We start from the raw sequence: 11,998 nt of genomic DNA, 5'->3' as shown, positions 1-11,998 counted from the left end.
AGCCCTGCTACCGATCGCTGGGTCCGGTGCCCGAATGCTTCCGATTGGTAATTTTTCGGGCCTACACAGAAGACCGGTTGGTTCCATCACCGGCGCTCAGCGGGTGGCGATGATGGCGGAGCCGTGGCCGAAAAGACCTTGGTTGACGGCGATTCCGGCGCGGGCGTTCTCGACCTGCCGACCATCGGCCTGACCGCGCAACTGCCAGGTGAGTTCGCAGATCTGGGCGATGGCCTGCGCGGGGATGGCCTCGCCGAAGCTGGCCAGACCGCCGGAGGGGTTGACCGGAACACGACCGCCCAGTGTCGTTGCGCCGCTGCGGAGTAGCTGCTCGGCGTCGCCGGGATCGCACAGGCCGATGTCCTCGTACCAGTCCAGCTCCAGGGCGGTGGACAGGTCGTAGACCTCGGCGAGGGAGAGGTCGGAGGGCTCGATGCCGGCCTCTTCGTAGGCCGCCCGCGCGATGGCGGAGCGGAAGGTGGGCGGCGTGGTTTCGAACGCGACGGCCGAGTCGGTCGCGAAATCCGGCAGATCGAGCACGGTTTTCGGGAACGTCGGGGTGACCGTCGACAGGGCGCTGATCCGGACCGGATCGGTCACGCCGTGGCGGCGGGCGTAGTCCATCGAGGTCAGCACGAGCGCGGCCCCGCCGTCACTGGTGGCGCAGATGTCGAGCAGCCGCAGCGGGTCGGAGACGATCGCCGAGGCGGCGACCTCCTCGGCCGAAACCTCCTTGCGGTAGCGCGCATACGGGTTGTTCAGGCCGTGCTTGGCGTTCTTCACCTTGACCGCGGCGAAGTCGTCGAGCGTCGCGCCGTGCAGCGCCATCCGGCGGCGCGCGTAGAGCGCGAAATAGATAGGGTTGGTGGCGCCGAGCAGGTGGAAGCGCAACCAGTCCGGGTCGTCGCGGCGTTCGCCGCCGACCGGCTGGAAGAAGCCCTTCGGCGCGGCATCAGCGCCGACAACCAGTGCCACGTCACACAATCCGGCCAGGATCTGGGCGCGGGCGTTGGCGATGGCCTGCGCGCCCGAGGCGCACGCGGCGTAGCTGCTCGAGATCCGCGCACCCGACCAGCCGAGGGCCTGGGCGAACGTCGCGCCCGAGACGAACCCGGGGTATCCGTTGCGGATGGTGTCGGCGCCGGCGATGTAGCCGACGTCGAGATGGTTCACCCCGGCGTCCTTCAGCGCCGCACGCGCCGCCACCAGTCCGTACTCGACGAAATTGCGCCCCCACTTGCCCCACTGGTGCATGCCCGCACCGAGGACGGCGATGTCGCGATCATTCGTATCAGTCATTGACCGGCCTCCACATCCACACGGTGCGCTCCGCTTCGTCATCGGTGTAGAGCGTGCCCAGGGCCAGCTCGACCGGCATGCCGACGGTCAGATCGTCCACCGTGAACCCGGGCACGATCTGCCCGAGAATCACCATCTGCTCGACCTCGAGTTCCACCGCCGCAACGACATACGGCACGAACGGGTCCGGGGACACGTAGGGCGCGGGCGGCTTGTAGCGAGCGTCGGCATAGGACCAGATCCGGCCGCGCGTGGAGAACAGGTACTCGTCGAGCTCGGACCCGTCTTTCGGCGCCGCGCAGTACGGGTTGCGACAGGCGAGGGTGTTCCGCGGGAAATACGGTGTGCCGCAATCCTTGCAGCGCGTCCCCTGGAGACGTATCGCACCGTCTTCCGTGGTGAACCAGTCCGCCACGGCTGGGCGTTGTTCTTTCTGCACACCGCCGACCGTATAGGAACACGTTCTACTTTGGGGCGGAAATCGGCTCCGGCCGTGCGGGCGCGGCGGTACGGTGCTTGCGATGGGTACCAGAGCTGTTGAACCACGGGCGATCCGTAACGTCACCCTCTTCGGGGATCTCGACGGGACGAACGGCGTGGGCCACCGGCTGCGGCATTCCGGGTCCCCGATGCGCTGGGCGACGGGCCAGGTCGAGCATCTGATCCGGTTCACCGAGGTGTGCGACGGCGACCCCGAGCGCTCCATCCGGGTGGCCGACGGGGCGATCGCCGTCATCGACGCGAGCGTGCGCAGCAGTCCGCGGGTCGAGGCGATGCTGCGCGCCGCGGACGACTATCAGGTCGCCCGCCTGTGTGTGATCGACGGACTCGATCGGCCCGGCGCCGACCTGGACGGCTGTATCCGCCGAATTTCCGACATTCGCGGGGCCATACCGCTGCTGCTACAGGTTCCCCTCGGCACCGGCCCGGCGCTCGAAGGTGTCGTCGATCTGATTCCGATGTGGCAGATCCTGCCCCGGGCCGCCGAGGTCTACGGCGAGCAGTGGGAAGTCGCGGCGCGGTGGCATCGCCGGCTGCTGGACACGGTGACCGAGCCGGACACCGGGCCCCCGACCATCGACGAATTGCACATCCGCATTCGCGCCCTCACCCGCATCGGCGAGATCGTGCCCGTCCTGTGTGGCGCGGTCCCCGGGCGCGACGATCTCGCCCGGCTGCGGGACGCCATCGTCCGCTACCTGCCCTCCCCCATGGACGTCTGCCAGCCCGAGCACGCCCTCGACTACTGACTCGGTCCGAGCGGGCGCGATCGCGGCGGCCCGCTACCCCGCACTACTTCATGTAGCTCAGCAATCCGAGCTCCGGGGCCAAGGCGCCGTCCTGGCCGAGCGCCAGGAAGTCGGCTTCCACGTCGGCGAGCGGGAGGACGCCGTCGCGGACCGCGCGGTAGCGCACGTAGGACCACAGGAAGACGTCGAGGTTGTCGAAGCGGGTGCCGCCCTCGATCACCTCCTCCTCGTGAAACCACACGGCCACTTGACCATTGGTGAGGACGACGTAGAGGTTCCCGCTGCCGTCCGCACCGATCGAATAGACGTCCTCGTCGGCGAGTTCGGTCTCATAGTCCGAATCGAGGATGCCGCACTCGTTTTCGGCGAACTCGAAGCCGTAGGTCCAGTCGAAGATGTCCAGGAATTGCGGCAGACTGCCCGAGCGCACGCGGCGATCGAATGCCGCCAGCGCGGCGGCGTCCGCGGGCGCCAGACGCCCGAGAAACGGTGCCACCGGCCGAGTTTCGTCCGGCACCTGCACCGGCTCGGCATCGGGGAACCAGCGCGCCAGATCGCCATCCAGATCACGATCGATGTAGCCGAGCAACTCGGCAGGGGTGATACTCACGCCCGCGATCCTAGAAGCTCGAGCTCACCGGCTCACATCCTGCCGCCGGACCGCGTCGAGCAGCTCCTTGGTCAGCACCGAACGCACCGAAACCCCTGCCGCGGTGAGCAGTTCGATACCCGGCTCGGAACGGTCGATCGCGCACAAACCGTCTCGACGACCGCCCCCCCTGCTCGCAGCTCTCGGCGGCGCGGTACCGCGGTGGGTCAGCCCTGGAGGTCGCAGGCTGCTGCTGCCGCTCGGACAGCGGGGGCGAGGATGGCTTCTGGTGTCCAGTCGGGCTGGTTTTCCAGTTGCTCGCCCGCGACGAGGAAATCGGACTCGGCGGTGCGGAGATCCGCGAGTAGTGGGGCGAGAGGGTGGCGGTCGACGAATCTCGCGCCGGTGGGGCCGACGAGTAGGACCGCGAGGGGCTGGTCTCCGGGTAGCGGCAGGCCCGGGTAGACGTCGCCGCCCCAGTACAGCACCGGTGCGGGGGCGTCGCCGGTGGTGAAGCGGCCGGCACCCGCGAGCATCAGGAGTTCGGTCTGGATGATGTACGGGTCGTCGTGGTAGTGGTACAGGTAGACCTCCAAGGCCCCGTCCCGGTATCGGGCCAGGGTCAGGCTGCCGGCGGTGGCCAGCAGTTGCAGCGGGGTGCCGGCGGCGGTCTGCGCGCTGGCCGACCAGTCGGGGGTCGTGCCCGCGGCGGCCCATCCGGTGTACATCGCCTCCGGGTTCTCGATGATGCCCGCGGACGGCATCGGGCTGCCGAGCCACTCGTCGAAGCCGTTCTCCGGCATCGGGATTCGGGCCGCCAGCAGGAACGATCGAGCGCCCATCAGACAGGCCACCTCCCGTGTCCGAGGAGCCGCCGACGCGCGGTTCTCCTCCGCGCGACGCTACCCCCCTCGGCAACCGCGTTCCAGCCGTCGTCTACCCACCCGCGATTCCCGGGTGGGTAGACGACATCGCGCGGCTAGCGGGCGGTGCTGACCTCGCCGACGTAGGCCGCCCACAAGCGCTGGTAGGGGCCGTCGGCCGCCAGCAGCTCCTCGTGCCGGCCGGCTTGGAGCAGGCGCCCACCGCCGACCACCAGAATGAGGTCGGCGTCGGCGGCGGTGGCCAGCCGGTGCGCGACGACGATGGTGGTGCGACCGGTGGTGAGAACATCGACGGCCGCGCGGACGCGAGCGTCGGTGGCCAGGTCCAGAGACGCGGTGGCCTCGTCCAGGATCAGGATGTCCGGCTCCACCAATTGGGCGCGGGCCAGCGCCAGCAGCTGACGTTGCCCGGCCGACAGCCCCGCACCGTGCGCCCCGATGGGTTGCCGGTACCCGTGATCGAGGGCGGCGATCATTTCGTGCGCCCCGACCGCCCGTGCGGCCCATTCGATCTCGGCGGGCGTGGCCTCGGGTTTGCCGTAGGCGATGGCAGCGTGCACGGTGTCGCCGAACAGGAACGGTTCCTGGGGCACGACACCGAGCCGCTTGCGGTAGTCCCGCAGCCGGTAGCGCCGAATGTCGACCCCGTCGACCAAGACCGCGCCCTCGGTGGTGTCGTACAGGCGCGCAAGGAGTTTCACGACGGTGGACTTGCCCGCCCCGGTCTCACCGACGACCGCCACCTTCTGGCCGGGCTCGATGCGCAGATCGATGCCGGACAGCGCAAGCTTGCCGTTCGGGTCGTAAGCGAAACCCACGTCCCGGAACTCGATCGCACCGGCCAGACTCGACACCGGCCGGGCGTCCGGCGCGTCGGGTGTCGCGACGGGCTCCCCCATCAGCACCGCCAGTCGTTCCACCCCGACCACCGCCTGCTGATAGCTGTCGAACACCTGCGACAACTGCTGGATCGGCGAGAACAGCAGATCGACGTAGAGCAGGAAGGCGATCAACGTGCCCGCAGTGAGTGCGCTCACGCGCACCTCGTGCACGCCGACGGCGAGCACCACCGCGGTGCCGAGCACCGACATGATCTCCACGAACGGGAAGAACAGCGCCATCAGGGTCTGGCTGCGCAGCCGCGCGTTGCGGTAACCCCACGAGCGGCGCTCGAACTCCGCCTGATTCACCGCTTCGCGCCGGTAGGCCTGGGTGACGCCGATGGTGTCGACGTTCTCCTGCAGGTAGGCGTTGGTGATGCTGATCTGCTCGCGCGCGAGGTTGTAGGCGGGCACCGAGGCCCGGCGGAACCACACGGTCGCCACCAGCAGCACCGGCATCAAGGCCAGCACCACCACCGCCAGCCCGGCGTCGATGACCACCAGCGCCACCACCACGCCCGCGATGGTGAGCGTGCTGGTGAGCGCGACGGCGAGCCCGGCCTGCAGGAACTGCGACAGACCGTCGACATCGCTGATCATCCGGGTCATGATGCGCCCGGCCAGTTCCCGCTCGTAGAACTGCAGACCGAGCCGCTGCAATTGCGCGAAGACCTTCACCCGCAGCCCGTACAGCAGCCGCTCCCCCGCCCGGCCGGTCACCCGGACCTGCGCCACGGTGATGGCCCAGTCCACGGCGACCACGGTGAGGGCCGCCGCGGCGGCGACGAGCAGCACGCCCCGGGCGCCGGCGAGCACACCGTGGTCGATGCCGTAGCGGACCAGGAACGGGATGACGATCTGTGCCAGCGCGTCGAGCGCGACGAGCCCCAGCCCGGCCAGCAGCGGCAGCGCGAACGGCCGCAGCAGCCGCGGCAGGCTGAAGGCCGTGTCCGGGGTATGCGAGAACGACTGCGGCACTTCGGGTTCACCGGTTACCGGCGGCAGCCGGTCGATCAGGGCGCGGATGTCCCCGCTGGGCGGGGCGCTGGACATCATGCCGCCGCCCATGTTCGCGCCCATCGGCCCGGGCGCACCGGCCGCGCGCTGGGAAAACGCCTTCGCCATCTGCTCGAGGGCCCGGGTCTCGTCGCCCTCGGTCTCGGTGGCTACCCACAGCCCGGCCGTGGGCACCGACGCGCCGGTCAGGTCGAGGTCGGCGGCGATACTGCCCGGATCCGGCGGGGTGAACAGCGTGCGGAACAGCTCGCCGGAGCTCTGCAGCTCGCGCAGCGTGCCCAGTTCGGCGATCCGCCCGCCCGCGAGCACCGCGACCCGGTCGGCCAGCGCCAGCGTCGAGATGCGATGCGCCACTACGAGGGTGGTGCGCCGGCCCACCTCGGCGGCGATGCGGGCGAAGATCAACTCCTCCACCTGCGCGTCGATGGCGGAGGTGGCGTCGTCGAGCACCAGGATCGGCGCCTCGGTGATCAGCGCGCGCGCCAGCGCCAGGCGCTGGCGCTGGCCGCCGGAAAGCCGTTGCCCGCGTTCACCGATGAGGGTGTCCAGACCGTCGGGCAAGGCACTGACGAAATCCTCGGCGGCAGCCAGGTGCAGGGCGTGCCACACCTGGTCGTCGGTGGCGTCGGGCCGGCCGTAGGCGACATTGGCGCGCACCGAATCCGCCATCAGGGCGGTGTCCTCGAATACCATCGCGACCTGGCCGCGCAGGCCGGGCAACTCGCGGATATCGGTACCGTCCAACAGGATTCGCCCGGCGTCGGGGTCGAACAGCCGCGGCAGCAACTGCACGAGAACGGATTTGCCGGACCCGGCGGCACCGGCGATGGCCAGGGTTTCCCCCGGTTCGACCACGAGATCCAGCCCGTCGAGCACGGCCGGTTGCCCGTCGAAAGCGAAACGGACACCCCGGAATTCGACGCGCCCGTCGATCACACCGTGCGGGCCGGATCGGTCGCCCGCGGCCGCCGCCTCGGCCGGGATCGGCGCCTCGACCACTTCCCGCACCCGGTCCAGCGAGGCCTTGCCCTGCTGACTGACCGTGAGCAGCATCGAGAACATACGGATCGGGTGCACGAACGACCCGAGATAGGTCATGAACGCCAGAAACGTGCCGAGCGTAATGGATTGGTGCAGCGCCAGCAGCCCGCCGACGATCAGCACCAAGGCCTGCCCGGCCGCCGGGATCGCCTGCATAGTCGGGGTGAACCGGCTGGTGATCCGGGTGATCCGCAGCCGGGACCGGTACAGGTCGCGCGCGGTCCCCTCCAGCTCGCTCAGCTCGTGCGATTCCTGGCCGAACCCCTTGACCACCCGCACGCCGGTCACCGCGGCCTCCACCCGCATCGCGACCTCGGCGGCCCGCGCCTGGGCATCCCAGTTGGCGGGGAACAGCTCGCGCTGACTGCGCACCGTCACCAGCCACAGTGCCGGTATCACCAGCGCCGCGATCGCGGTGAGCGCCGGCGACATGGTCGCCATCAACACCAGCGAAACCGCCAGCAGCACAACGTTTCCGGTCACCAGCGGCACCAGTTGCAGGAACATCTGGATCAGCGTCACGTCGGTGATGGCGCGACTGACCACCTGCCCGGTGTAGAGGCTGGCGCGCTGGCGCCCGTTGAGCCGCAGCAGCGCGGCGAACAGGTCGCGTCGCAGATCGTGCTGGACGTCCAGCGACAACCGCGAGGACGCGGTGCGGCGGGCGAATCCCGCCCCGAACCGGATCACGCCGACCACGAGCAGCAGCGTCACCCAGGGCAGCACCGAGGCCGCGGTGGCGCTGAGGGTGTCCACCACGTGCCGCACGATCAGCGGCAGCACCGCGGTCAGGACCGAGGCCAGCACCGACCCCACGGCGGCGATGAGCACGGTCCGCCGGTGCACGGCGCAGCGGCGCAGCAGATATCGGATCCACCCCGCGGCCGGGGCGGACGCCGGCGGCGTCACCTCCGCGGAGGTGACGCCGCCGGAACAACCGGAGTTCGAACTCATCCGGCGGTCACCAGCGAGTACTGGTTGGCCGGACGCTCGAGCCCGTAGTGGCCGCGCAGCGTGGTGGCGGCGTAGTCGGTGCGGAACAGCCCGCGCGCCTGCAGGATCGGCACCACCTCGTCGACGAACCGCTCCAGCCCCGAGGGCAGCACGGCGGGCATGATGTTGAAGCCGTCGGCCGCGCCGCTGGTGAACCACAGCTCGATCTGGTCGGCCACCTGCTCGGCGGTGCCGGCGAAGGTGTGGTGCCCGCGGCCACCGCCCAGCCGCTCGATCAACTGGCGCAGCGTAAGCCGTTCGCGGCGCGCGAGATTCACGATCAGGGTGAACCGGCTCTTGGCGCCCTCGATCTCGTCCTCGGTGGGCAGGTCCTCGGGCAGTTCGCTGTCCAGGTCGAGGTCCTCCACCGGCAGGCCCCAGTTCCGAGCCAGCTGGCGCTTGGCGTATTCGGGCGAGATCAACCGTGCCAGTTCGGCATCCAGTTCGCGGGCCTGCTCCTCGGTGTCGCCGATGACGGGCACGATGCCGGGCAGGATCTTCACCGTGTCCGGGTCGCGGCCCAGCTCGGCCGCCCGGCGCTTGACGTCGTTGTAGAACTCGATGCCGTCCTCGATGGTCTGCTGCGCGGTGAAGATGGCCTCGGCGTAGCGGGCGGCGAAGGCCCGGCCGTTCTCCGACGAACCCGCCTGCACCAGCACCGGATACGCCTGTGGCGAGCGCGGCAGGTTCAGCGGGCCCTGCACCTTGAAGAACTCGCCCTCGTGGTCGATTTTGCGGACCTTGTCCGGATCGGTGTGTATACCGGCCTCTTTATCGGCCAGCACCGCCTCGTCATCCCAGCTGTCCCAGAGTTTCGTTGCGACCTCGACGAATTCGGCGGCCTTCTCGTAGCGCACTTTGTGGTCGGGGGTGTCGTCGAGCCCGAAGTTGCGGGCCGCGTCCGCACCCGCGGTGGTGACGATGTTCCAGCCGACCCGCCCGTCGGAGACCCAGTCGATGGAGGAGAACCGGCGGGCCAGGTTGTAGGGCGAGTTGTAGCTGGTGGAGGCGGTGGCGATCAGGCCGATCCGCGAGGTCTGCACGGCGATCGCCGAGAGCAGCACCAGCGGGTCCAGCTTGCCGGCCGGGCGGCGGCCGGTGTCGCCGAACAGCACCGGGCCGTCGGCGAAGAAGATGGAATCCAGCTTGCCGCGTTCGGCGATCTGGGCCAGCCGGACGTAGCTGCCGATCTTGATGTTGGCGTGCGGATCCGATTCCGGTAGTCGCCAGGAGGCCTCGTGGTGTCCGGTGGACATCAGAAAGGCGTTGAGGTGCAGTTGTTTCGACATCGGTGGTTCCTTTCAGGCAGCGGCCGGGACGACGCCGAGCGCGCCGAGCAGGGTGCGGCGGATGTGCTGGAATTCCGGGTCGCCCGGATCTCGGCGCGCGGGCAGGTCGATCGGCAGGTCGACGGTCAGGCGGCCCGCGTCCAGCACCAGCACCCGCTGGGCCAGGGTGATGGCTTCGTCCACGTCGTGGGTGACGAGCAGGACGGTCGGGGTGTGCCGGGCGATCAGATCGCGCAGCAACTCGTGCATCTTGATGCGGGTCAGGGCGTCCAGCGCGCCGAACGGTTCGTCGGCCAGCAGCAGATCGGGCTCGTCGACCAGGGATCTGGCCAGCGCGACCCGCTGCTGCTCGCCGCCGGACAACTCCGCGGGCCAGGCGCGTTCGCGCCCGGCCAGCCCGACCTCGGCCAGCCGGGCCTGACCGGCCGCGTGCAGCGAACGGGGCTGGCCGAACAGCACATTGGCCAGCACCCGCTGCCAGGGCAGCAGCCGGGAATCCTGGAACACCACCGAGGTCTTCTCGGGTACCCGCAGCGTGCCCGACCCCTCGACGTCGTGGTCCAGCCCGGCCAGCGCCCGCAGCAGGGTGCTCTTGCCGGAACCGCTGCGGCCGAGCAGGGCCACGAACTGTCCCGCCGGAATGTCCAGGGTGATCGAGTCCAGGATGGTGCGGGCACCGAAGGATCGGCTGAGATCCCTGGTCTGGACCCCTAATTCGCGATGGTTCGACGCCATGACAGCACCTTGCGCTCGAGCAGACGGATACCGGCATCGGACGACAGCCCGAAAATGCCGTAGATGACCAGGCCGACCAGGATCACGTCGGCCTGCCCGTAGTTCTGGGCACTACTCATCATTTTGCCCAATCCATCGATGGCGTTGACGGATTCGACGACGATCAGCAGCAGCCAGGAGTTGGTGACCGAGAGCCGCAGGCCCAGGAAGAAGCCGGGCAGCGACCCGGGAATGACCACCCGGCGCAGGAACTCCGAGCGCGAAACACCCTGCACCTCGGCGAGTTCCACGAACCGCTTGTCGATGGCGATGAGCGAGGCGTGGAACTGCATGTACATGGTGACGATGACGCCGAGGGCGATCACCGCGATCTTGAACGTCTCCCCGATGCCCAGCCACAGGATCAGCAGCGGGATCAGCCCCAGCGAGGGAACGGCGCGTTTGACCTGCAACGGCCCGTCGACCAGGGATTCGCCCAGCCGGGACAGCCCGGCGATGAGGGCGAGCACCGTGCCGACGACGATGCCGATGGCCAAGCCGACCAGGGCGCGGCTCAGCGAGGCGCCGACGTTCTCGACCAGGGTGCCGTCCCGGAACAGCTCCCAGCCGGTCTGCACCACGGTCCACGGCGCGGACAGCTTGCGCTCGTCCAGCAGGCCGAATTCGACGGCCCCGGCCCAGGCCACCAGGAGCAGCACCACGCCGAGCAGGCGGGCGAACGGAACGGGCTTGCGCAGCCCCAGGCGGCGCAGGTGGCGGCGGTCGGCGAAGGTACCGACGGGCAGCGTCACCGCGGGGCGCGGCAGTGCGAGGGTCATGGCTTCTCCTTGGTCCGGTAGGACGCGGGGACCGCCTCGGACGCCAGCTTTTCGAAGCGCCGGTCGAACAGGGTGGCGGCATCGAAACTGCTACCGAAATAGCCCGATTCGGTGACCAGGTCGACGGTTTCCTGCTCCCATCGGATCGCCTCGTCCCAATTCGCCGGGTAGTACGGCTTTTCCAGGGTCGTCAGAATGCGCTGCGCGTCCTCCGGCGAAACCTTCTGATCCTTCACGTAATACGCGTCGGCCCATTCCTGAGGATGCTCCCAGGCCCAGATGTCGTTGCGCGCCCAGATCTTCACGAATTCCGCCACGGCGGCGAGTTTCGCGGAGTCCTGCAGGACGGCGGTCGGCGCCCACAGGATGGTCAGCGCGTCCACGGCGGTGGTCTCGATCGCCTTCGCGCCCTGATCACGGTACTGGGCAAGGTATTTCGAGATGATCGGCTCGCCGGACGGTGCGGCGTCGATCTGGCCGCCCTGCAGCGCGGTCAGGAACTGCGTGCTGCTGAGGTCGACCAGCTTCACCTGGTCGAGTCCGATGCCGGCCGCCTGCAGCGTGCGCAGCACCACTACGCCCTGCGCCTGGCCCGGGGAGAAGCCGATGCGCTTGCCGCGCAGGTCGGCCACCGAGTTGATGTTGGAACCGGGTGCGGTGAGAAATTTGTAGAGCGGAGTCGTGCGCACTTTGACGCCGACGATCTTGGCGTCGACGCCGGTCGCACGGGCGTGGATCGGGGGGATTCCGGCGTTGGTGGCCAGGTCGAGAGCGCCGCCGCGGAAGGCCTGCACGACATCCGGGCCCGCCTGGACCACCGGCCAGTCGGTGACGGTGAACGGCAGCCCGGCAAGCTGGCCGGTCGCCTGCAATTGCACGCGGGTCGTATTCACCGAAATCGACAGCTTCGCGTCGGGTGGCACCGAAGTCGGCAGCGCGGCCGAAAGATTGGTGTCTCCGCCGTTGGTGGCGCAGCCGGTCAGCAACAGCGCCGAAGCCACCCCGGTAATCGCTAGCCGGTAAAAGGTGGTTCGCATGGTTCGGTCCTTATCGGAAAGTGTCGGAAAACAATTCGAGAATCCGGGTAAGGGCGACAAGCGAGATTTTCGGAGCGGGCGGCCGCGGCGAGAGATTTCATGCCCAGACTGTCCTGGAAGACCCGGGCTCAGGGCAACATTCGTTCGACTTAAAATTACTAGGAA

The 11,998-nt window shown here is 69.0% G+C and carries 11 protein-coding genes; 1 reads left to right on the top strand and 10 read right to left on the bottom strand.

Annotation, left to right across the window (positions count from 1 at the left end; translation table 11 throughout):
- Positions 1–96: 96 nt before the first annotated feature.
- Together AB0H76_RS11170 and AB0H76_RS11165 are read right to left on the bottom strand one after the other, a co-directional pair.
- Positions 97–1,299 (bottom strand): lipid-transfer protein, encoded by a 1,203-nt coding sequence (locus tag AB0H76_RS11170; RefSeq protein WP_357320970.1) that lies wholly within the window; start codon positions 1,297–1,299, stop codon positions 97–99.
- Positions 1,292–1,714: an OB-fold domain-containing protein gene (locus AB0H76_RS11165; protein WP_357326082.1), complete on the bottom strand. Its 423-nt coding sequence runs from the start codon at positions 1,712–1,714 to the stop codon at positions 1,292–1,294. The genes AB0H76_RS11170 and AB0H76_RS11165 overlap by 8 nt, the downstream gene beginning before the upstream one ends.
- 106 nt (positions 1,715–1,820) lie before the next feature.
- Here AB0H76_RS11165 and AB0H76_RS11160 point away from each other — a divergent pair, with 106 nt between their 5' ends.
- Positions 1,821–2,549 carry a GTP-binding protein gene (locus tag AB0H76_RS11160; protein WP_357320967.1) on the top strand — a complete coding sequence of 243 codons (729 nt, stop codon included), beginning with the start codon at positions 1,821–1,823 and terminating at the stop codon, positions 2,547–2,549.
- 43 nt (positions 2,550–2,592) lie between these two features.
- Here the strand turns inward: AB0H76_RS11160 and AB0H76_RS11155 are convergent, their stop codons facing one another.
- From AB0H76_RS11155 to AB0H76_RS11120, 8 genes are all read right to left on the bottom strand, one after another.
- Positions 2,593–3,159, bottom strand: coding sequence for a hypothetical protein (locus AB0H76_RS11155; RefSeq protein ID WP_357320964.1), 567 nt, complete (start codon positions 3,157–3,159; stop codon positions 2,593–2,595).
- Between the two features lie 24 nt (positions 3,160–3,183).
- Entirely contained in the window at positions 3,184–3,306 is a 123-nt protein-coding gene (locus AB0H76_RS11150) for a hypothetical protein (protein WP_357320961.1), read from the bottom strand.
- 59 nt (positions 3,307–3,365) lie between these two features.
- Positions 3,366–3,980 carry a hypothetical protein gene (locus AB0H76_RS11145; protein ID WP_357320959.1) on the bottom strand — a complete coding sequence of 205 codons (615 nt, stop codon included), beginning with the start codon at positions 3,978–3,980 and terminating at the stop codon, positions 3,366–3,368.
- Between the two features lie 137 nt (positions 3,981–4,117).
- Entirely contained in the window at positions 4,118–7,915 is a 3,798-nt protein-coding gene (locus tag AB0H76_RS11140) for an ABC transporter ATP-binding protein (RefSeq protein WP_357320956.1), read from the bottom strand.
- Positions 7,912–9,243, bottom strand: a complete 1,332-nt coding sequence (locus AB0H76_RS11135) for an LLM class flavin-dependent oxidoreductase (protein ID WP_357320953.1) — start codon at positions 9,241–9,243, stop codon at positions 7,912–7,914. The genes AB0H76_RS11140 and AB0H76_RS11135 overlap by 4 nt, the downstream gene beginning before the upstream one ends.
- Positions 9,244–9,255: 12 nt before the next feature.
- Entirely contained in the window at positions 9,256–9,978 is a 723-nt protein-coding gene (locus tag AB0H76_RS11130; protein ID WP_357320950.1) for an ABC transporter ATP-binding protein, read from the bottom strand.
- The gene (locus AB0H76_RS11125; protein ID WP_357320947.1) at positions 9,954–10,796 is read right to left on the bottom strand and encodes an ABC transporter permease; all 843 of its coding nucleotides are present in this window, start codon (positions 10,794–10,796) and stop codon (positions 9,954–9,956) included. Before AB0H76_RS11125 ends, AB0H76_RS11130 begins: the two co-directional genes overlap by 25 nt.
- Positions 10,793–11,833 (bottom strand): ABC transporter substrate-binding protein, encoded by a 1,041-nt coding sequence (locus tag AB0H76_RS11120; RefSeq protein ID WP_357320944.1) that lies wholly within the window; start codon positions 11,831–11,833, stop codon positions 10,793–10,795. The genes AB0H76_RS11125 and AB0H76_RS11120 overlap by 4 nt, the downstream gene beginning before the upstream one ends.
- Between the last annotated feature and the right edge of the window lie 165 nt (positions 11,834–11,998).

It is taken from the genome of Nocardia sp. NPDC050712 (assembly GCF_040654295.1).
Lineage (GTDB): Bacteria > Actinomycetota > Actinomycetes > Mycobacteriales > Mycobacteriaceae > Nocardia.
The sequence above is the reverse complement of the archived record's forward strand: the minus strand, read 5'-3'. Positions and strand labels throughout refer to the sequence as shown.